The sequence below is a fragment of the Anatilimnocola aggregata genome (assembly GCF_007747655.1).
GTDB lineage: Bacteria > Planctomycetota > Planctomycetia > Pirellulales > Pirellulaceae > Anatilimnocola > Anatilimnocola aggregata.
The window spans coordinates 2,692,154-2,714,326 of record NZ_CP036274.1 but is presented as its reverse complement, the minus strand read 5'-3'; the positions used below and the strand labels follow the sequence as shown (position 1 = coordinate 2,714,326).

The window sequence follows — 22,173 nt, the reverse complement described above, 5'->3', positions numbered from 1 at the left end:
ACGTTGCTGCCGCAATACGCTCTCAGGGCCACATTTAACCAAATTTGACTGAGATCGGCTTTGTTGCGTCGCGCGGCTCGCCCTTTATTCCTTTCAAAAGGAACTGGCTGGGGCGGTCGCGGCCAACTTTTACGGTGTACTCCCCGGCCGCAAATACAGGGGGCTGATAACTCTCACCGGGAACTCGCAGCGTGTAGAGCACCTCACCTGTTTTATCTTCGATGACCTGTACCACAGGATCTTGCATTTTCTCGAAAACAAGTTTCGGTAACCAAGCAACCGGCTTGCGGCCGTCGTTATCAGCGGCGGCGATGGTAATCGGCCAGCCGGCAAACTGAGCCTGGTCACCCTCTTTCGCGTCGGCGAAGCGGGGCCAACATTCAAACGTGACTTGGCGTTTTTGCTTATCGAAGCGAACGATGCCATAGCCATCGGAGCGTTGGCGCTCGTCAGCAATATTCTGGGGGTTCGCATACGCGAGCATCGAAATCTTGTTGCCGAGACCATCTTGGAAGTCGCCCGTCCAGGGCAACGGACTGTTAGCAACGGGATTGGGCCCAGGCTGCTCGTCGAGTGGATGCCACCAGCGACCATAAATGGTGTTGACGAGGGCGGGACTCGTGAAAGCATAAGGGCCATCGCCAAACTCGTTAATGCCGTGTTTCACCACCACCGCCAGATGTTGATCGCCGCAGAGATGAACCGCCTGCACACGGCGAATTTCTGCGAGAGCTTTGTTGCGAGCCGTCTGAGGCCAGCCATTGCAATCGAGATCGGCAAGAAGTCGATCGCTCCGCTTGCCGTGCATATGGACCGCACCGCAGAAAGCCGTTTGTGAGAGGACGGCCTTCACGGCCGCGCCGGTCCAGTCTTCGCTCCAGTTCTGTAAAAACTTATGCTGCCGCTCGCCAAGCAACTCCAAGCCCGGCAGATCGATTGTTTTTGGATCGTACTTCGGATCGTTGATGTGGTCGGGGCGCGGCCCCATCTGGGGAATCTTGCCCGCGGGACCAGTCTTGAACTTACGGTCTTCGAGGATTGCAAAGTCGATACCGCCGACGCGGAGTCGTGTGAAGTAAACCGTGATGCCGCGTTCGACCGGGGCTGGATCGACCGGGTCAGGAAGGTGCCAGGTTTGCGCCCGCTGCACGAGATTGACGTACTCGACCGGATAAAAATAACCGCCGTCGGCATTGCCGCTGATTTTCGAGCGCTTGCCATTCTCGCCCCACAGGTTGGGATGACCAACATCGTGATCGTCCGGAATGGTGATCGTCGGCCGATCGCGAATCACCTCTCGAAATTGCAACCCAAACTCGATCCAGCCAGCAGTATGCTCCGTGTGCCGATACGTTTGATCGCCGGCGAAGAACAGCAGATCGGGATCCTGCATTTTCAGATTGTCGATGATCTCCGGTCGCAAGCCCGTCGTGCGGCTGGAATTACACGACATATTTGCCACGACAATCACTGGCTTATCGCGCGGATCGCGGCGAATTAGCCCCTCGAAGAGCGCTTCGTCGGCATGCCGCACGCGATAGGGCACGTCCTCGGTGTCGTCCCAGTTCTCAAGCCGAAAGTGAGCACTCCAGCCGGGAAACAGAACTGGCGACTTGGCAGCTTCCGTCCACTTTCCGTCGCGTTGAAACTCCAGCCGCGCCTCCCGCACCTCATCCGGCTTGAGCGGATAAAGCTGCGCGGTGAGCTTGAGCACGCCCCGATCATGGGTATAGAGCGCGAATGCCACCACTTCATTGCGGGGCACATCCATAGGCGGTGGTGGGTTGGCTACTTTAGGCTTTGGCTTGTTCCACCACTGGCCAACGGCACAGGAATCAAGATTGGCGAACTCTGAGCCAAACGGAAGCGGAGGTTCTGCTGATGCCGGTGCAGCGTTAGCGCTAGGTGATGCCGAGCGCCACCAACAACAAAGTGCAGCGAGTTTCAAAAAGAAACGGCGAGTTTGGTTCATGTTGGTTGCACTCAGGATGGAATAGCTGTGAAGTGGCTGCTTTTACTTGGTCATGACCGGAGTCGCAAAGCTCTGGGAATGAAACAACATGACCTGATCTCCCAAGTTCCGGTAGCAGGCTGCTGCACTGTGGGGAGCATCGCCGGCGATTGCTTGTTTGTACGGAATTTCTAGCTTGGCGAGATGGCGCATCCAGTCTAGATTCGCTTCATAGTTGAAATCTTGCTTGCCCACGCCCACGAGGATGCGCAATGGGAACTTATCCTTCCGCTTTGCATAGGCCTCAGCGAGATCGTACGTATTGTTACCCGGTTCAAACTGAACGCCGCTCGTTTCGCGACCTTGGTTCTCGGCAGCATGTCTTTCGTGCTGATGACCGCCACCCATCGGGGCTGCGGAGCAAAATAGTTCGGGGTACTTAAACATGATTCGCGCCGTACCTCTACCCCCTTGAGAGAATCCCTCGATGCCGCGACCTTCGCGTTTGGCAATCGTACGATAGTTCGCGTCAATGTGTGGGATCAGTTCCTTCACGAACGCGGTCTCACCAAGGGACTGCTTTTCGGGAAAGTCGTAGTGGCTCATTTCGCCGCCATTCACAAAGACATAAATCAGCGGCGGTACTCGCCCCGCATTAATCGCCGCGTCGAAGACCGCTGCCATGCTGATGCTCTTGTGCTCACCACCAGGGCGACCGCCGTGCAGGTAATAAATGACCGGGAATCGTTTAACCGCACCGTCCGAACTCTTCGCTTGTTCGTAGCCAGGAGGCAAGTAGACGTAGTAGCCCACATCCGTCTTATTGGCGGCACTTGCAAATGTGCCATGCAGCAGCAACGGCGTGCGCTCGGCGGGGAGCTTGTTGATCCAACGGAACGGCGCTTCTTTGGGCTGAGCCGGAGCGGACCGCGCTGATGACAGCACAACGCTCAGCAAAGCGAACAAGCACACCAGTGAGTGATTTCTTGAGTGATGCATCGTTACGGCTCCGTGAGATTGGGTGCCCAGACACCGGGCTGAATTTCCGGCGTAACTCCTGACTGCGGATAGGTAGACTTGGCTGCAGTTCGAACTTGTTGAGATAACTCGGCAACGGTTTGAGCATGTTCGGGCAAGCTTGCCAGATTGGTCAGCTCGCGAGGGTCCGCATCGTGATCGTAAAGTTCTCGTCCCTTTTTCCCTTCGTCCCATTCAGTGTAACGCCAACGCGGCGTACGTAAGCTGTAGCCAAAGAACCTTGCCCCATCGGAGCCAATGTTGGTAGTGACGGAGGCTCTCGCCGGACCGCCGCCGCGCATGACCTGAGTCAGCGCCCAACCGCGTCCTTTCACATTCGGATCTTTCAGCATCGGCACGAGGCTTTGGCCTTGCAGATTGGCCGGAGTTTTTACGCCACACAGCTCGGCGAGCGTCGGATAGAGATCGAGATGCGACACGGGAGTTTTCGCCACTCCTCCTTTCGTGCTTTCTCCCGGCGCGACGATCAGCATTGGTACGCGCGAGCTTTCTTCAAACAGGCTCATCTTCTGCCACAGGCCGTGCTCGCCCATGTGATAACCATGATCGCTCGTGAACACGATGATCGTGTTGTCGGCCAGCCCCAGTCGATCGAGCGCCGCGACCACTCGGCCAACTTGCGCGTCCATAAAGCTGATACTCGCCAGATATGCCTGTCGACATTGCCGGCGGAGATCATCGGTGAGTTTGTCTTGCTCCTTCTTGTAGCTGCCCAGACCGGGGGCAGGGATGTCGGCCTGGTCTTCTTTCACGCCTTGCACAACGGGCATTTCTTTTTCGTTGTACAGATCGAAGTACGACTTGGGCGAAACGTACGGTGTGTGGGGGCGGAAGAAGCCGACCGCCAAGAAGAAAGGTCGATCCTGCCGTTTCGCACAGCGTTCCAGTACCCATTCAGCATCCTCAGCCATCAGGCCGTCGGTATGGTACTGGTCGCCCTTCGGCGAAGCGTACCAACTGAGCGTGCCGCCGAATTGGCCGGGGGTCAACGTCGTAATTTTCGGCTCTTCTTCCAGCCGGTCGACGCCAGCCGGATTCAATTCCAGTTCCCAACTGCCGGGATCATCGTGTCCGTTGGTTCCAATCGACTTCGGCACGTTGTAGTGATACAGTTTGCCGATCCGCGCTGCGAAATAGCCCGCATTGCGAAACGCCTGCGGCAGGCTCTGGTGCGCCGGAATGGTTTGCCGAAAAATCTGCTGATTGGCCAAGATGCCGGTACTGTTGGGATACAGGCCCGTCAGCATTGAATTGCGGCTTGGACCGCACAACGGAAAGGAGCAATAGGCCCGCTCGAATCGCACTCCTCGCGCTGCCAACCGATCCAGATGTGGCGTCTTGGCGAGCGGATCGCCGTAACAGCCCAGCATGTTGTTCAGATCGTCGGAAATCAGAAACAACACGTTGGGACGCATTGCATCGGCTGCCGAAGAGTTGTCAGTGACCAAACAGAACAAAGCGAATGCAAGAACGACTGGAATTCTCATGGAAGCAATCCCGGGAGAGGTGGTTAACCAGCGAATTAGTGATCTGGATCTAACAATTGATACGCCCACAGTGCGATCTGTGGCTTTTACTTCTTCGATCGAGCTTTGCCTTTTCCAGCAGGGGGTTGCGCGGGCGAAATGAGTCCATCATCGGGCTGATTCCACAATCGCCAGGGATCGTTAAGCCGACGCATTTCGGCGAGCAGCAGGGCCTCCATTTCTTTCAACTTTTCGGCGTGCTTCGGATCTCCAGCCAGGTTCACTTGCTCGGTGTTCGGCGTTACTTTCGTAAGCGCTGTCACCCCCGGATCGTGATGTTCCTTAATTAACTCGGACGGATTCTCAGCGAGATTGAACAACTGAGTCTCTCGAACTGAACCGTCCATGACATCGTACTTAACGAGCTTCCAGTCCCCTTTTTTCACCGATCGCATGCCCGGTTTCGTGCCGCCATTGTAGACGCCGTACAAAACGTCCCGAATTACGGCCTGACGTCCTTCAAGCACCGGCTTGAAACTGATTCCTTCACTGCTGGCCGGCGCTTCAATGCCGGCGAGATCGCAAAGCGTGGCGAGCACATCCAACAGATAGATGTTGCCTTGCGCGCGAGAGCCAGCCTTGATTCCCGGCCCTTTCACGATGAAGGGAACTCGCCAGGTGTGCTCATAGAGGTTTTGCTTCCCTTGCAGACCATGTCTTCCAATGGCGATGCCGTGATCGGCCGTATATACGATGATTGTGTTCTGAAGTTCGCCAAGCTCTTCGAGTTTTGCCAAGACCCGGCCAATCTGAGTGTCGATGTTCTCGCTGCAAGCAAACTCACGACCTATTTCGTTGCGGATCGTTGCTTCGTCGCGGCGCTCCCAAACTCCACTAACTTGCACTTCATCTCGCAAGCGCGGATGGCCATGAGGAAACGGATGCTCGGGTAGATAGTTGGGCGGCAGCGCGGGTTGCTTATCATTCAGCGGTGGTGGCGACTTTTGATCTGTGTGATTTACCGCGCCATACTTGGCGAGCAACTCCGGTGTTCCGTCCCGCTCGTCGTGCGGATGCGAAAAGCCAAAGTAGATGAAGAACGGCTTTTGTTCGCGTGTCGATTTGCGCTCCTCGAGGTATTCCAATACGCGCTCGCCGTGCCACGCGCTACCCGTTTCGGGAGTGCCGCCGCGCTTGGTAGCGTCGCGACGAACGGTGAAGAGTTTGTTTGCGGCTTCGTAGCTGTTCCCCTGTTTACACGTTCGCATCGTCGCGTAACCAGCGCGATTGAAGACGGCCGGAATCGTGTTCTGTTCAAGGCCAGCCGGGCAAAGTCCCTTTTGCACCGCCCCTGGCGCGATTGGCAAGTGCCAAACGGTTCGCCCACTCATGATCATGTGCCGCGAAGGTGTACAAACAGCGCCGCTGAATGAGCCCATATGGTAGGCACCGTCGAACACCATTCCCTCCGCAGCGAGGCGGTCGATATTCGGCGAATTCAGCGAGGATTTCGGATTGTAGATCTTGAGATCAAACGGGGACTGATCATCCGCCAGAATGAACAACACATTGGGCCGCTCTGCTGCCGTTGCGACTTCAGCGCTGAGCCAAAATAAGCTGCCGATAACAGCACCCACAAGTAACCGAATCTTCATGGTGTTGCCTTTCGCACAAAGTTGATTGGAGAGTCATTGGAGTTGCGGCACGCCGGGCACTATCGTCGACTGGTGCAGCTTCACGGCTTGTTGAATCTCGGCGAGCACATCGGCATGTGCGGCCGCCACGTTTCGCTTTTCGGAAGCATCTCGACCCAGGTGAAACAGGAGCGGCGGATCGTGCGTTTCTGCTTGAGGTTGGCCGTAGCCCGTTTGAGTCTTGAAATGGGCTTTCCATTCGCCGAGACGGCAGGCAAAGATCTGATCGCCGCGATAGTAGAAGTAGGGACGTTCCACGAGCGGTTGCGCTGCGAATAGCAGCGGCGCTAAATCAACCCCATCGAGCGGCACCTTGTCCGGCAGCGGTGCGCCGGCAATTGCTAACGCGGAGGGGAGTAAATCCAGCGTGCCCGCACGCTGGCTCGTTACGCTGGGCTTAATGCGCCCCGGCATCCACGCTATTCCTGGGACGCGCATGCCACCTTCCCATGTACTTCCTTTGCCATCTCGAAGCAGTCCGGCGCTTCCTCCTTGATCGCCCATGATGAGCCAGGGGCCGTTGTCGCTGGTGAAGACCACGAGCGTTCGGTCGGCAATGCCTTCGGTGCGTAAGGCGTCGAGCACCTGTCCCACGCTCCAGTCGAGCTCTTCGACTGCATCGCCGTAGATGCCAGCGCGGCTCTTTCCCTTGAACGCCGGCGAAGCGAACATCGGCACATGCGGGAACGTGTGGGCGAAGTACAAAAAGAATGAGCCGTCCTTTTGCTGGCGAATGAACTGCACGGCTTCTTTTGTGTAGCGCTTGGTGAGTGTCGTCTGATCGGCCGGCTGCTCGACGATTTTGCCATCCCGGATCAGCGGCACATTCCAACCGTCCTGAGGTGGATTCGGCGAGCCAGTCGCTCCCCGTGGCAGGTCTGACCGGGCGTCCATGTCATTGGAATAGGGCAGGCCAAAGCTATGCTGAAACCCCTGATCGAGCGGCCGCGATCCTTCGTGAATACCCAGATGCCACTTGCCGACGTGCGCGGTGGCGTACCCTTGATCCCGTAAGGCCTCCGCAATGGTAATTTCCTCCGGCGGCAGCCCACCCTTGGAACTCGGAAACAACACTCGCCGATTTCCGCACATCCCGCTGCGAATCGGATAACGCCCCGTTAGCAGCGCTGCTCGGCTGGGAGTGCAGACTTCGGACGCCGAATAGAAGTCAGTGAACCGCAACCCTTCGGCTGCCATACGATCGAGGTGTGGCGTGCGGATCGTGGGCGAACCGTAGCAACCCAGATCGCCATACCCCAGATCGTCCGCAAAAATGACGATGACATTTGCCTTCGGTGGTGGTGCCGCGTCAATGACGCGATCGCAAGGCAGCAGGCCTAATAGACAAAAGACTGCGCTAGTCGAAAGTCGCATGATCACACTCTATCGGCGGGAGAGGATTCAGAACTCGCTGCGAGCGGATGCGCAGCCGTTCCTGGTGTGCTATTCGAGTGTCGAACCGAAGCACGGTCAAGGACTGCCGGATAGCCCAGGCGACCTGCAAAGTCTTTTAAGCGAACTTTGCGGGCGATGGTTGCGATGGCGTCATTGGTTCGGGTGTTTGCTCAGGTGGAAGAGCCGCGGAAGCCACGTGGTGTTCGGCATCCGATCGTGAGCATCCTGGCTTTGGTGTTTTTAGGACTGCTGGCACGCATCCGAGAGATGGAGGTTCTCAATCGCTGGGCTTCGATCGAGAGCAGCCGTCGACGCTAAGACCAGTTTCCAGGGATCGACACCGATGTTGATCCGGTGCAACTGGTGACCGCGCTCGTTCACAACTTGAAGGTGGTCCTCGGACAGTGGTCGATGCGCGGCGAGAAGACCAATGAATCGGGCGTGCTGAAGAATCACTTGGCCGAGCTCAAACGAGATTTTCCGCTGCTGAAGTTAATCAACGGCGACGCCATTTATGCGACTCGGCCGCTCGCCGAAGTGCTGCTCGACCACAACTGCGATTACCTGTTGCAGATCAAAGGGAATCAGCCGGACATCCAAGAGGCGCTCGAAGTTTGCCTCGGTACGGCTCACGAAAAGCAGCCCGCCACCACCACGGTGCTGCGGATCTTCCGCACGGATCTCGACGAACCACTCCGCGCCCAAGCCGAAAACAATCGCGTGGGCGCCGGCCCGCGGGCTAGCAATACTCTAACACTCGTGAATTTGCAGGTCGCCAGGTCTCAATCGCAACGGCAATTTGCTTGCTGCTTGCTGCTTGCTGCTTGCTTGGCACGCTGACTATATTTGAAAGCTTGCGTGATCGCGAGTAATAGTTAGTCATCGCATCGCCTTCAGGATCCGCAGTTCGCCGCCCCGTCATCCTTAAGCTCCTCTACTAAAGTCGCATGCCTCGTTGCCTTGTCTCACTTTTTTCCGCTTGGTTGTGGCTAGCGTTCTGCGTTCCGGCGATCCTCAGTGCCAATCAAAATTCGCCTAGTTGGAAAGATGCGGTGGCAGCGCTCCAACGAGCCTGTCTCGATTGCCATATTAAAACATCGCCGGAAGCGGAACTCGATCTCTCGTCGTTCGCCGACGAGGCCGCCGCGCTGAAGAATTATCGTGTGTGGGAAAAGGTGCAACGCGTCGTTGCCAACGGTGAAATGCCGCCCAAGTCAGCCGAGCAGATTTCGGCCGAAGATCAGCAGCGCTTATTAGGTTGGATCGACAATGCACTCGATCGCATCGCTCACGCGAACGCCGGAGATCCCGGTCGCGTTACACTCCGCCGCCTGACAAACACAGAGTATGACAACAGCCTTCGCGATCTAACTGGGATGGATCTCGGGTTGGCCAAAGCATTTGTCAAAGACAATGGTGGCGGAGAAGGATTCACGAATACTGGCGACGTACTATTTGTCAGCCCCGAGCAACTCGAAAAGTATCTACGTGCCGCGCGCGATGTGGCCTCGCGAGCATCAGTATTGCCGGGATCGGGGATTCAGTTTCGCACAGAGCCAGTTGGTCTTCGCAGCCCAGCGTCGGTAGCAACCGAGTTGAATGCACGCGTCCGAAGTTGGTACTACGATCGTCTTAGCCCACTCTTGCCCGAAGGGCGCGATGACTTGCGGATCGAAGAGTACCTGCTTGCCTGCTGGCGGCATCACCACGGCCAGGGGGAACTTGGTGAGCTGGCTAAGGCTTCCGGGCTGGAACCCGCATTCTTGGCTCACTGGTGGACACTGCTGCAAAAGGACACCAAGAACCTATTTCTGCGTCGCATCCGCGAGCCCTGGCAGCAATTGCCAGGCCCCGAAAACGAAGTTGGCGCCAAGCGACAATGCGCTACGATTGCCGAAGAAATGAAGCTGTGGATGGGTGAACATCTAGATGCGAACAAGGCAGTACGAACATCGCCCGATGACGCCTTCTTTCTGTGTGTCACCGATGTCGGCGATGGTGATCGCGGCGACGTCGTACACTGGCTCAAAGCTGAGGTTTATCTTGGTGAGGACCGCAAACATCCGCAGCCGCTCTTCGCTTACGTGGCCGCGAGAATCACCGCGCTCGAGAAACAACTTGCGTCCGGAGAGAAGAACGCAAGTGCACTCCGGCAACAACTCGATGATCTACGAGCAGTCGACAAGCTTCGCAGTCAGCAAGTTGAAGGAACAACGGCCCCCGATGACGGTTTCACCGTGCGTGCTCCCTCGATCGTCAAGCTTGTGTTGCCCGCCGAAGTGGGTTTGCTGCGTGCTTCGTCAAAGCTGGACGTAGAGCATCCCGACGCAAAGCTCGCGTCCATTCAGACAAAAGTTTTCTGCGGCAAATCGCCCCCCGTGTTACCGTCCGTGTTACCAGGGGTGAAAATTCAGGCGTTGGACAAAAGTGAAACCTGGGCGAATTTTCAGCGAGCAATCAAGGCTTTCCACGCTGTTTTCCCCGGTAGCCGCAGTGGCCGAATGGATGAGGCGGGCTCCAATCTTCGCGAAGGTCGCGCTCCGCTCGGCGTTTACTTTTTGACGCCAGACGAATTAGCCGAGCGACTCCCAGCGCACGAGCGACATATTCCGCGGCAAATTGCTAACGACATGCGGCTGTTTCAATTGCAGACCCAAAACCTGCTGCGGGCTGACAAAGTCAAGCAATGGGATGACCTGGTGGTTGGTCACTTGGCCGAGTTCGCCGCCCGCGCGACTCGCCGGCCGCTGACGGATCAGCAGACCCAGCATCTTCAGGAGCGTTACCTGCGTGCGTTGGAACAGACGGAGAATCGTGAAGAGGCAGCGCGCGAAGTCATTGCCCGCACTTTATTCTCAGCGCAGTTTTTGTTTAAGACCGAGCCACCTCGCAGTGCCGAGGCAGTCTCGCCGCTTGACTCGTATGAACTGGCTGCGCGACTGAGTTATTTCCTGTGGGCGTCGATTCCCGATCAGCAATTGACGTCCGCGGCAGCCGATGGCTCGCTGCTCGAGCCGGATGTATTGAAGCAACAAGTCAAACGAATGCTCGCCAATCCGAAATCAGCCGCGCTGGGGAGTGAGTTCTTCGGCCAATGGCTTGGCTTTCGCGATTTCCAGCAATTTGGTGTCATCGATCGCAAGCTCTTCCCGGAGTTCGACGACGAACTTCGGATCGCAATGCACGACGAGGTAAATCGGTTTTTCACGGAGCTCGTCGCGAGCGATGCCGCAATCACCGATATTTTGCACAGCGACTACACGTTTCTGAACCACAAACTTGCGCGTCACTACGGTGTAACCAACTTTCAATTGGAAGCAGATGAAGCGGGCTTCGTTCGTCACCCCATTGGCGCACCGCGCGGGGGCATTTTGGGCATGGGCGCGATTCTGGCATCAACTGCATTTCCCGATCGGGCCAGTCCAGTCCGTCGTGGCAACTGGATCGTGAAGACAGTGCTTGGTATCGAGACACCTCCGGCACCGGCCGATGTCCCTGAACTTACTGACGATGGTCTTGCGGGCAAGCTGTCGCTGCGCGATCGCTTGGAAAAACACCGCGGTGCCGAAGCGTGCCGTGGTTGTCATTCGCGCATTGATCCGCCTGGCTTCGCGCTGCAAAACTTCGATGCTATCGGCCGCTGGAGTGATGTTGATGAAAGTGGTCGTCAGATCGATGCCAAGGCCGTGCTGGCCAATGGCAAGGAGTTTACGGGTTCAGAAGGTCTGAAGAAGTATCTTGCTGACATGCGGCCCTTGTTTATCCGTCAGTTCAGCAGAAAACTGTTGGGCTATGCCCTCGGACGCGAAGTGGTGATTTCTGACCGCCCGCTGTTAGCACAATTGGAAAAGGAATTGCCCGATTCCGATTACCGGTTTTCAGTGGCCGTCGAGAAGATCGTACTCAGCCCGCAGTTTTTGAATCGGCGTAACCGGGACTAGCCCACTCGCGACTAGGTAATCACATGAAATCTTCGCACAAATCCCGCCGTACGTTCCTTCGCGGCCTGGGCGTAACAGTTGCCTTGCCGTGGATGGAATCGATTCAGTCCTTCGCCGCGACAGGCACGAACGATGGGGCCCCACGACGGATCGGTTTCGTCTTCATGGGTAACGGCGTGAATGTCGACCATTGGGGAGGCAAACAGACCGAGGCAGGTTTGGAACTTGCCAAAACGTTGAGCCCGTTGGAGTCGATAAAAGACCGGCTGACGATTGTCTCAGGCCTCAGCAACCAAACAACGCACCGCACGGCTGAAGGGCATTACGGCAAGATGAATGTGTTGTCGGGCCTTGTCGTCAAGCGCACGACAACCGACGTCGAGGTGGGAACGTCGGTCGATCAACTGGCGGCACAAACGGTTGGAAAGAGAACTGAAATTCCCAGCCTGGTGTTAGGCACGGAAGGATCTGGCGGCGGTACCGAAGCCGGTTATGCGACTCTCTACTCGTCACACATTTCGTGGAGTTCACCGACCACACCTGCCCCCAAAGAGGTTTATCCGCGTCTTGCGTTCGACCGCTTGTTCAACAGTGGCGAGCACAATCGCCGAAACCGTGGGATCCTCGACTCTGTGCTCGAGGAAGCCAAATCATTGCAGTTGCAGTTGAGCAAACACGATCAGCACAAGTTGAACGAATATCTCACCAGTGTGCGCGAACTCGAACAGCGTGTTGAGCAAGCTGAAAAGCGAAGCAAGGTCGATACAAATGGCGCAGGATGGCAGCCAACAGTCACAACGCCGAACATTCCTCGACCCGATGCGACAATACCCAGGTCAGTAGAAGAGCACATGCGACTAATGTTCGACATCATGGTACTCGCCTTCCAGATGGACAAAACGCGGGTCGCCACGTTCATGTTGAATAACGACTTGTCGAGCATGGATTACGGATTTCTTGACGGGGTGCGTGGACACTCGCACGGCTTATCGCATCACGGCCGAAATCCTGAGAATAAAGCGATGTATCAGAAAATGAATGAATTCAACGTGAGAATGTGGGGCGAAGCGCTCCAGAAAATGGCCGACACGAACGAAGGGGAACAAAGCTTGCTCGACAACAGCATGATCGTGCTGCTTTCGAGCCTGATGGATGGCAATGCTCACGACTCTAAGCAGTTGCCGGTGGTACTGGCCGGACGTGGCGGCGGCACGATTGCTGGCGGCCGTGTGCTCGACTTTTCTCAAGAGGAAAACAAACAACTTTGTCGGCTACACCTCTCGCTGCTCGATCGCATGGGTGTGACGCAAGAGAAGTTCGGCGATGCGGAGACCAGACTGAAAGGTCTTAGCTAACATCCGCAATTCACCAATGTCGCCGACTGGTAGACATTTCACGTCAATTTAGATCGTGTTGCGCAAGGTGGTGGCGCGCAACGGCATATTTGCATTGCACGCAAGGTGCAACACTTCTAGTAAGCCAAACCACAATCGCCAATGAAGAGCAGAAAGCATCCACCCTGACCGATGCGCGAACAAAGTTGAGCGAGATACAGAGCATCGTTTGCGAAGAGAGCAGTGACAGGGTAACGCCAAACAGCTCATTTGGCCGTAGTTTCTGGGTCGCTCGTCGGTGTGGGCGATTTACCGATTGGCCAACAGGCTGCCTGAAGAGGTCGCAGTGGTACGAACATTGCTGCATGCGATGCCATGGTTAGCAACGAACTTTCCCTCGAATCATAAAGCCGCACCATGTCAGCCACCAATCTGCCCAAGTCTCCCCTCCCGCCCCAATCGCAGCCAAAGCCGGGATTGGACTCCGCGATGACTCCGCCACCAAAGTACAAAGCACCGCTATACAAAGGGGCTGAGAAGTTAAAGGGGAAGGTGGCGTTGATCACTGGTGGCGATTCCGGGATTGGCCGATCAGTGGCTGTTCTGTTTGCTCGTGAAGGGGCCGATGTCGCTATCGTCTATCTTCCCGCTGAACAATCCGATGCGGACGAAGCTGCACAAGCGGTGAAGGACGAAGGACAGACGGCGCTACTGATTCCTGGCGATGTCACCGGCCGATCGTTCTGCCAGCAAGCCGTTGAGAAGACGGTTGCGAAGTTCGGCCGCCTCGATATCCTTGTCAACAACGCAGCCTATCAACAGACGCAAGAGAAGTTTGCGGAGATCACCGACGAACAGTGGGATATCACTTTCCGCACAAACATTTCCGGCTACTTCTATATGGCCCAAGCAGCGCAGCCGTATCTGAAGCCGGGGAGTGCGATCATTAACTGCGGATCGATTACCGGGTTTGAAGGAAGCAAAACGCTCGTCGATTATGCTTCGACCAAAGGTGCGATCCATGCCTTCACAAAGTCCTTAGCGCAGAACCTGGCAGAACAGAAGATCCGCGTGAATTGCGTTGCGCCGGGGCCAATCTGGACTCCGCTGCAGCCTGTCTCCAAGCCAGCCGATCAAGTTGCCGAGCATGGTGCCGACACACCGCTGAAGAGACCTGGTCAGCCGGAAGAGGTGGCGCCTGCGTTCGTCTTTTTTGCGTCGGAAGCTGACTCCAGTTACATCAGCGGTGAAGTGCTCACAGTACTCGGCTGGGAAACGCGGGCGGGTTAGTAGTCGTTTGGTTCATAGCCGAACTAGACCACTGCAAATCCGTAAGGAAGCGGGCAAACCGCAAAAGGGGGGTGTTCAAATAAGGGTGCCTTATTTGAACAGTGGAGTGCGTAACTCTCGGGTTTCCGGCAGATTGGTGTTCAATTATCGAGGGTATTGTTGGACATGTAGGCTGAAATTAGTCGGGGAGAGTTTGCGACGCGACCTCAAGGCCGATCCGTGGATCCTGGCGAACATCGGGGTCGGCTGCTTCCGAAGGGCGCAGAAGAATTTAAACTCTGCGATACCGGGCAAATCGATAGGCCTCGCTATCACTTCGTCTATCGGGGCATGGTGATTCGGACGTAAGATTACCCAGCCGTACGGCTACGAAGCAACATCCCGCCCGAATCGTAATTCTCAATGCAAATGGACAAAGCACGAAAGCGTTCTTCGTTTGGACGCTGGGATATTCGGAAAAATCGTGCGCTGCAGCTGTGGCAACGGATTACGCCGCCCCAATTCTTCGTAGCCTCATTCGCGCTGCTGATACTCATCGGAACGCTGGGCCTGAAATTGTTGCCGGGCCTCTACACGCGCGAGCCCCTGAGTTGGATCGATGCGTTATTTACATCGACAAGCGCCGTCTGTGTAACGGGACTCTCGACATTCGATATGGCCACCCGCTGCACCTGGGCCGGTCAGGCTTGGATCTTATTGCTGATTCAACTCGGCGGGCTGGGAATGCTGACGTTTGCCAGCATGATCATTGTGGCCCTGGGACGCCGGCTCTCCTTGCGTGGCGAGGCGATGGCCGTCGGCGGACTGGAGGCCGCACCGCACATCGACCCAAGACAACTCACATTCGATGTAGTGCGGTTTACGTTTTTGATCGAGGGGGTCGGGGCACTTGCGCTGTACCTGTTGTGGATTCCCAAATTGGGTTTCGCGGGAGCACTTTGGCCAGCCATCTTTCATTCGGTTAGTTCGTTTTGCAACGCTGGCTTTTCCGTGTTTTCCGATTCGCTGATGAGTTACCAGCAGGCACCTCTCGTCCTGCTGGTTCACATGGCGCTGATCATTGCTGGTGGCCTGGGGTTTTTGACGATGGAAGAACTAGCTCTTCGATACCAGGCCGGCAAAACACGAAAGATATTCAGGCTTTCGTTGCATAGCCGAATTGTGTTGATCACTTCGCTGGCGTTGCTCGTAATCGGCTGGATCTTTTTTTGCATCTTCGAGTGGAACGCCACGCTGCGCGAGTTGCCCATCGTTCATAAGCTGACAAACGGTCTGTTCATGAGTGTCACTAGTCGCACGGCAGGCTTTAATTCGATCAACTACGGTGAAGCAACAGACAGCAGCAATTTCTTGACGATTATCTTAATGACCATCGGCGGTTCTCCCGGTTCGACCGCAGGAGGAATCAAGACGACAACGTTCGCCCTGATCGGATTATTGGCCTTATCGCGGTTGAAGGGAGAAGTCGTGACCACCTATTGGAATCGCTCGATTCGCAATGAGACCACCGCGCGCGCGGTCGGGCTGTTTGTCATTTCGTTTGGAATCGTCACGGCGGGTATTTTTATTCTTACAGTGACGGAAACCTTCCGGAACGATGAGGCTCATTTTCTGGATTGCATGTTCGAAGCAGCCAGTGCGTTTGGCACGGTTGGTTTGTCGACAGGAATTACGCCGCAGCTGAGCATCGTTGGCCGCTGGACGGCCATCATTCTGATGTTTTTAGGACGAGTGGGCCCGCTGACCCTCACTGCAGTGTTTATGGTTCGGCAGTCCCGGGAATCTAGTTTTCGGTATTCGTACGAGGATGTGGTTGTCGGTTAGACCGTCGTGGTCAGGAGAGTTCAATGAAGCGGTTTGTCGTAATCGGTCTTGGCAACTTTGGTTCAAGTGTGGCAGAGTCGTTGCATGCCAAAGGGCACGAAGTCATTGCCATCGACCCGAGTGAAATCGCTGTTGATCGGATTGCACCTTTTGTGTCGCGAGCAGCGGTGGGAGATGGTCGCAGCATTCAAGTGCTGGAAAAGATTGGAGCTAAAGGTGCCGATGCCGGTGTGGTCAGCACAGGTGATGACATAACCGCCAGTATTTTGGCCACCATGGTGCTGCACGACCTAAAGGTTCGCGATGTCTATGTGAAAGTAATCTCTCGGGATCATGCGCGCGTGATGGAAAGGATCGGAGTGACGGAGTCAATTTTTCCCGAACGTGAATCGGCCCTCAGCCTCGGTACGCGCATGTCCGGGAGTGCTTTGTTGAACTACGTCCAGCTGGGACCTGGCTTCAGTGTGCAGGAGATGGCCGTGCCACAGGATTGGAGCGGGAAGACGCTACGAGCTTTGGAACTCCGCAGACGATACGCCATCTCGGTTGTCGCCATCCACGATGTCTTGACCGATCAGATTACCGCAAATCCCGATCCTGATGCTCCTCTGAAGGATTCCGATGCCATCCTCGTTGCAGGCAAGGATGAAGACCTGGCGCGAGCCGCACAATTAACTTGATTCACGCGGCTGCCAACTGCTGCCGGAATTCTATCGCAGGGGCACCAGGATGGCACCGGCAATGGTCAGCGCTAAACCGACGATGCTCATAACGAGCAACAGCGTCGTGATATATTTCAGTCCTTCAGCTTCGGTCATGCCGCTCATCTGTGTGATGACCCAAAACCCGCTGTCGTTCATCCAGGCGAGTGGCTTACTGCCACAGCCGATGGCCATTGCCAGCCAAACAGGATGAAAGTTCAATTGCCCAGCGTTGGCAAGCGGCGCCAGGATGCCAACGGCCGTGATCATAGCGACGGTCGCGGACCCCTGCGCCGTGCGGACTGCTGCTGTTACCAGAAACGCCATCGTCAAAATAGCCGGTGTCGAATGCACGGGAAGATCGCTAATGAGTGACGCGACACCGGTCTGCTGCATCACCTTGCCAAACGCGCCGCCGGCTGAAGTGATCAGAATGATTACTCCTGCTCCAGCCAAAGCATCTTGCAAGGATCTTGCTAACTCCTTGCGACTGATGCGTCGCATCCACACCAGTGTGGCCACAGCGATTGCCGCTGCGATAATCAGGGCAACGTTCTTGTCACCTAGCAGCGAGATAGCTCGCAGCAATCCAGCGGGAATTTGAGGCGACGAGTCGCTCCTGGTTCGCAGCCAAACGGCAAACAGTTCCGCACCGCCAATCAGAAAGACTGGCAGCAGAAGCGGAAGGAGCGAGAGCCAAAGCGGCGGAAGGCTCGCCTCGGGCAACTCAGTACTCTGGGTTGACTCTTGCGGTGACGTACTCAAATTGCGCAGCGGCAGTTCAAAACGTCGGTTGAGTGCTGCTGAAAAGAAGTAGCCAGCCATCACTGCTCCCCCGCCGACCAGTGTCCCCACCACCATCATCAGACCCATATTTACGTGCAATTCCGCCGCCACCAGAAGCGGACCGGGGGTTGGCGGAACGAGCGAGTGCGCCATCGTTGCACCGGCCACGATGGTCAATACATAGAATAAGTAGTTTTTGCCAGTTCGCAGGCAGAGGGCTTTGCCGAGTGGCAACATCAAATAAAAGACGGTGTCGAAAAAGACCGGAATTCCAAGCAGAAATCCACTGCCCACAAACGCCGCCGGAGCGCCGGACTCGCCCGTAATCTTCAATGCAGAGCGAACCACGCGGTCCGCGGCCCCACTATCAAGCAGGCACTTTCCAACGATCGAAGCGAACGCGATTAAGATGCCGATGCCCGCAGCAGTGCTACCAAACCCTGCTGCGACTTGATCCGGCGGTGAGATCTTAGCTGCGTCAGCAGTAGCGGCTTGCAAGATGGGCGTAGTGACCACTACGTCGGCGACGGTCGGAAAGTCCATCAGGCCTCCCGAGTTGAGTGGCGGTATTGCTCCGCTTGCTGCAAACCGCGCCTGAAAAAGTTGGCGACGGGCATGATCCAAGGTCGGAGCACTATTTTCGTTAGGCACTAGTTTGCCGAGTTGCGTGAACTTCCAAGGGTCACGTCCCGCACGAATGACAATCCACTCAGTATCTGCATCGAGTTTCATATGGCTTGGCGCCGATAGTTGCACAACACCTTCGGTAGTCTCGGCAGATTCGATTCGCACATCGAGCTTCTTTGCTCGGTCGAGCAGCGACTGCCGTACGAATGCAGCAGTAGGCGTCAAACTGGCAACAGCGAGCGCCGCCAGAATCAGGGCGACAAAGGCGTGAAGTCGTAACGCCAAGACACCACCGATGACGATCGCCAAGCCCAGTAACAACACAATCACGGCGCTCATCGTGCTCACCCGGAGAAAAAGATTGAGACAGGATCATAAGTAAACAGGTGCTCCCATTGCGTTGCTACTGGAGGATCTGGGGGCACCGGTTAGACTACGGATTACCATTTGACTGGCAATGCTGCGAGTCCACGAGTACCAGGTCGACGCAAGTACTTGATTTGCGAGCGGGGTACAGCCAGTCGAATCTCAGGATGACGGGTGAAGAGGCGTTCCAGGGCGATTGCAATTTCGACGCGGGCGAGCTTTGCCCCCAGGCAAACATGAATTCCAGTGCCGAAGGCAATGTGGCGATTTGCGCGGCGATGGAGATCTAAAAGGTGTGGGTTCGTGAATGCACTGGGATCACAGTTGGCCGACGCCAGACATCCGAAAACCATTTCACCCCGGCGAATCGACTGTCCATAGAACTCCGTGTTGTCGCGAGCGTAACGAGGCTTCGATACTTGAGCGAAGGAGATGAAACGCAAAAGTTCCTGCGTTGCCGCGTCCGCGATACCCCAATCTGCCTTTAGTTCACCTAACTGGTCCGGGTGATCGAGCAACGTCAGTACGCTGCCGGCAATCTGATGTAGTGTCGTTTCGTGGCCGGCGGCGAGGATCAAAAAAATCATTGCCAATAACTCATCTTCGCTGAGCCGATCACCTGCATCTTCGGCTTGAATTAGGGCCGCCAGCAATCCATCTCTGGGACGAGTCGCCTGCCGCTGAATCTCTGTCGAGATGTAGCGCATCAACTTGCTAATTCCCCGCAATCCCCACACGATGCCTATAAGCGAACTCGCCGAGCCAAATCCCGCGGCCCAACGAGTGAAGTTCGGCCGATCCTCGGGAGGCAGGCCTAATAGTTCGCAGATTACCGCGAGAGGGAAAGGACGTGCAAAGTGCGTAACCAAGTCAATACCGCCAGGAGAGCGCCTCGCCTGCGCAGCGAGACTATCAAGTGCTTCGTCGGCTAATACTTCCATCCGTGGGCGAAGTGCTTCGACACTTTGCCGCAGAAAAGCTTGATCCACCAGACTTCTTAGTCGCCGATGATCCGGAGGGTCACGGAGCAGCATGTTACTCGCCAGTGGCCGCAGTGACCGCGGGAGCCAGTAAATGACTCGAGCCATCCATCGATTTCCCGCTGCTACCGGATTCTGCACAAAACGATCGTGGTCTCGCAGCAAATCATTCACGGCATCAAAAGTCGTTGCCAACCAGACCTTTCCGAAGAGAGGCATCCGCACTCGAACTAGCGGCCCAGCCTCCCTCATACGCGTAAGGATCGGAAATGGATTCTCTTTCAGTTCGCGTGACTGCAAGTCGAAGCAGATAGCCGGCGTTTGTGAAGTGCTCATGGTTCCAATCTACACACAGCTAGTGTGCCCAGTCTGCAAGGAGGTCGCCCATGGTTGCGATGGAGTCATTGGTTCGGGTGTTTGCTCAGGTGGAAGAGCCGCGGAAGCCGCGTGGTGTTCGGCATTCGATCGCGACATCACGGCCGACGATGGCACCGTGCGCTTGCACGACGCGCGTCACTTCTTGACTAGCATCGATCCCGGTCAGCTCCGGGCCGAGGAACTGCTGGCCCACATTCGTAATCACTGGCAGATCGAAAACTGCGTCTTCTTCGCCAAAGACCGCTGGTGGGATGAAGATCGCCACTGTACGCGGCGCCCGGCCTCTCCAAATGGCTCGCCCGTCTGGCGACCGCCGCCACCACGGTGCTGCGGATCTTCCCCACGGATCCCGACGAACCCCTCCGCGCCCAAGCCGAAAAACTCGCATGGGCTCCGGGCCCGCGGGCTAGCAAGCCTCTACCACTCGTGACCTTGCTGTTCTCGTGGCTGCGTAAGGCTGGAGTTAGACTTGGCGCTATCGCCAGATCGAGATCGCCCCCCGCTGCCAGAGTTTTGTGGCGGGCGGAGCGTGTGCAGGCCGCTACAGATGCTTAAATCGGTTTGAATCAAACATGTCGCAATTGCGGCCAATGAATTGGCACCAATTGTGATGTCACTGCTAAGTGCAACTGATACGATTGACCGCATGAACAAGTCTTTCTTCGCCCTGTTTACACTCGTGCAGGTTTTGTTCGCTGCGGCTCAAGGGCCGGCGGCCGACCGTCCAAATGTAGTTTTGGTCGTGGCGGATGATATGGGCTGGCGCGACACGGGCTATAGCGGCAATCCTGACATCAAGACTCCCAACCTTGATGCGATGGCAAAACGCGGCGTGCGTTTCGATTATTTCTACGCAGGCCAGCACATCTGCTCGCCCGGCCGGTTCGCGATCCTCACTGGACGGGCACCGTTTCGCACCGGCTTGGATGGTCTTGGCTCGATGCGCCAGGAAGAAATCACCATCGCCAAGGCACTCAAGACGGTTGGTTATCACACGGCCCACTTTGGCAAATGGCACCTCGGGCGCACCCACACCACCCCGGTGAAGATGGGTTTCGACGAAGCGATCTGGAAGCTGAGTTCCTTCGACCTGGGCGAGAGTCTTAAGGTGGGCGACACGAAGGAAATGATCCCGCTCAAGGGTGACACATCAGTCGCGGTCATGGATCTTGCGCTGGACTTCGTCCGCAAGCAGGCTGCAGCGCAGCAGCCGTTCTTCGTGCAGGTTTGTTTTGGTTCGCCGCACGAGCCGCACGTTGCCGCCGAGGAATTCAAGGCACTTTATAAGGATCTGCCCGAGAAGCGGAGCGATTTCCTCGGTGAAGTCTCTGGCCTGGATGCCGCTGTCGGCAACCTGCACGCAGAGTTGAAAAAACTGCGTGTGGCAGAGAACACGCTTGTCTGGTTCACGAGTGACAATGGCGGCATCACGTCGCAATCGAAGGAGCCGAGCGGCAGAGGCAAATCAACCATCGGCGCACGAACGGTCGCCTTGTTGGAATGGCCGGGGCGCGTGAAGCCGCAACAGACATCAATGCCCTGCGGCCACATCGACATCTATCCGACCCTGCTCGAAGTCATCGGCGTCACGATGCCCAAGCAACCACCGGTCGACGGCGTCAGCTTGCTGCCATTGCTCGGCGGCAAGATGACCGAACGCCCCAAGCCGATGGGCTTCATGTTGCGGCGGGACAAAATCACTCAGAAGCAACTCGAAGCTGTCGATTTCATCGGCGACACCGAGGGCGTGTGGATTGACGGATCACTCCGCCTGATCAGTCACCCTGCCATCGACAACCAGCCGGAGCGACTCGCGCTCTACGACATCTACGCGGACCCGTCTTTCAAGAACGATCTCGCCGCAAAGCGGCCGGACGACGTCATCCGAATGCGAAAGGCGCTCGATGAATGGCGCACTTCAGTGCGAGCGAGCTTTGATGGAAAGGATTATCCGTAATCCTCCCGTAAAGCAGCAGTTCGGGACCGGACGTTGTTTACTTCGCCGCTTCATGCTTGCGAAGAAGGTCGATGGCCTGCGCTGCGAATCGCTTGCCGCGTTCGGCGTAACCGGTCTTGCCATGGTGCAAGCCTCGTCCGGCAGCGTTGGGATTCAGGTCGTCGGTGTCGGCCCACGCACCGAGCGGTTCAGAAACCGCAGCTCAGAATAAGACGTTGGAATGTCCGCAAATACTCGCGCGCCCCAGGAGCAGGCTAGCCACTTCTAAGTTGGCGACTATCCTAGCTATGCAGTCCGGACTTTTAAGAAAAAAGCAGAATCTACTTTACATGAATTTGGCGATTTCATTCGGCGGCGATTTTTTCGTTCGTGCCCGAATATCAAGACCCTGAATGGGTTATCGCCGAAGTCACTGCAAATCAAGAAGGTGCAGTGAGTTAACTCG

At 56.3% G+C, this 22,173-nt stretch carries 16 protein-coding genes; 8 read left to right on the top strand and 8 right to left on the bottom strand.

Annotation, left to right across the window (positions count from 1 at the left end; genetic code table 11):
• Positions 1-34 precede the first annotated feature (34 nt).
• From ETAA8_RS10385 to ETAA8_RS10365, 5 genes are all read right to left on the bottom strand, one after another.
• Positions 35-1,771 carry a hypothetical protein gene (locus tag ETAA8_RS10385; RefSeq protein ID WP_202921733.1) on the bottom strand — a complete coding sequence of 579 codons (1,737 nt, stop codon included), beginning with the start codon at positions 1,769-1,771 and terminating at the stop codon, positions 35-37.
• A gap of 243 nt (positions 1,772-2,014) precedes the next feature.
• On the bottom strand, positions 2,015-2,950 hold the full coding sequence (locus tag ETAA8_RS10380; RefSeq protein WP_145087951.1) for an alpha/beta hydrolase: 936 nt from the start codon (positions 2,948-2,950) through the stop codon (positions 2,015-2,017).
• Between the two features lie 2 nt (positions 2,951-2,952).
• Positions 2,953-4,476, bottom strand: a complete 1,524-nt coding sequence (locus ETAA8_RS10375; RefSeq protein ID WP_145087950.1) for a sulfatase — start codon at positions 4,474-4,476, stop codon at positions 2,953-2,955.
• 86 nt (positions 4,477-4,562) lie between these two features.
• Positions 4,563-6,110, bottom strand: a complete 1,548-nt coding sequence (locus tag ETAA8_RS10370; protein WP_145087949.1) for a sulfatase-like hydrolase/transferase — start codon at positions 6,108-6,110, stop codon at positions 4,563-4,565.
• Positions 6,111-6,143: 33 nt separating this feature from the next.
• Positions 6,144-7,523, bottom strand: coding sequence for a sulfatase family protein (locus ETAA8_RS10365; RefSeq protein ID WP_145087948.1), 1,380 nt, complete (start codon positions 7,521-7,523; stop codon positions 6,144-6,146).
• 384 nt (positions 7,524-7,907) lie between these two features.
• Here ETAA8_RS10365 and ETAA8_RS10355 point away from each other — a divergent pair, with 384 nt between their 5' ends.
• The 6 genes from ETAA8_RS10355 to ETAA8_RS10330 all read left to right on the top strand — a co-directional run bounded on the left by ETAA8_RS10355 (position 7,908) and on the right by ETAA8_RS10330 (position 16,613).
• Entirely contained in the window at positions 7,908-8,384 is a 477-nt protein-coding gene (locus ETAA8_RS10355; RefSeq protein WP_145087946.1) for a hypothetical protein, read from the top strand.
• A gap of 212 nt (positions 8,385-8,596) precedes the next feature.
• Positions 8,597-11,485 (top strand): DUF1592 domain-containing protein, encoded by a 2,889-nt coding sequence (locus tag ETAA8_RS10350; protein WP_202921731.1) that lies wholly within the window; start codon positions 8,597-8,599, stop codon positions 11,483-11,485.
• A 23-nt stretch (positions 11,486-11,508) separates the two neighbouring features.
• Complete coding sequence (locus tag ETAA8_RS10345) at positions 11,509-12,840, top strand: DUF1552 domain-containing protein (protein ID WP_145087944.1); 1,332 nt, start codon at positions 11,509-11,511, stop codon at positions 12,838-12,840.
• A gap of 396 nt (positions 12,841-13,236) precedes the next feature.
• Positions 13,237-14,109 carry an SDR family oxidoreductase gene (locus tag ETAA8_RS10340; RefSeq protein WP_145087943.1) on the top strand — a complete coding sequence of 291 codons (873 nt, stop codon included), beginning with the start codon at positions 13,237-13,239 and terminating at the stop codon, positions 14,107-14,109.
• Between the two features lie 408 nt (positions 14,110-14,517).
• The gene (locus ETAA8_RS10335; RefSeq protein ID WP_145087942.1) at positions 14,518-15,933 is read left to right on the top strand and encodes a TrkH family potassium uptake protein; all 1,416 of its coding nucleotides are present in this window, start codon (positions 14,518-14,520) and stop codon (positions 15,931-15,933) included.
• A 23-nt stretch (positions 15,934-15,956) separates the two neighbouring features.
• Positions 15,957-16,613 (top strand): potassium channel family protein, encoded by a 657-nt coding sequence (locus ETAA8_RS10330; protein WP_145087941.1) that lies wholly within the window; start codon positions 15,957-15,959, stop codon positions 16,611-16,613.
• A gap of 30 nt (positions 16,614-16,643) precedes the next feature.
• Here the strand turns inward: ETAA8_RS10330 and ETAA8_RS10325 are convergent, their stop codons facing one another.
• From ETAA8_RS10325 to ETAA8_RS10315, 3 genes are all read right to left on the bottom strand, one after another.
• Positions 16,644-18,386, bottom strand: coding sequence for a GntP family permease (locus ETAA8_RS10325; RefSeq protein ID WP_145087940.1), 1,743 nt, complete (start codon positions 18,384-18,386; stop codon positions 16,644-16,646).
• A gap of 101 nt (positions 18,387-18,487) precedes the next feature.
• Complete coding sequence (locus ETAA8_RS10320; RefSeq protein ID WP_202921730.1) at positions 18,488-19,501, bottom strand: cytochrome P450; 1,014 nt, start codon at positions 19,499-19,501, stop codon at positions 18,488-18,490.
• A gap of 313 nt (positions 19,502-19,814) precedes the next feature.
• Positions 19,815-20,036: a hypothetical protein gene (locus tag ETAA8_RS10315; protein ID WP_145087938.1), complete on the bottom strand. Its 222-nt coding sequence runs from the start codon at positions 20,034-20,036 to the stop codon at positions 19,815-19,817.
• Between the two features lie 381 nt (positions 20,037-20,417).
• On the opposite strand from ETAA8_RS10315, the gene ETAA8_RS10310 reads away from it, so the two are divergent.
• Positions 20,418-21,728 carry a sulfatase family protein gene (locus tag ETAA8_RS10310; RefSeq protein WP_202921729.1) on the top strand — a complete coding sequence of 437 codons (1,311 nt, stop codon included), beginning with the start codon at positions 20,418-20,420 and terminating at the stop codon, positions 21,726-21,728.
• Entirely contained in the window at positions 21,709-21,939 is a 231-nt protein-coding gene (locus ETAA8_RS10305) for a hypothetical protein (protein ID WP_145087936.1), read from the top strand. The genes ETAA8_RS10310 and ETAA8_RS10305 overlap by 20 nt, the downstream gene beginning before the upstream one ends.
• Positions 21,940-22,173: the final 234 nt, after the last annotated feature.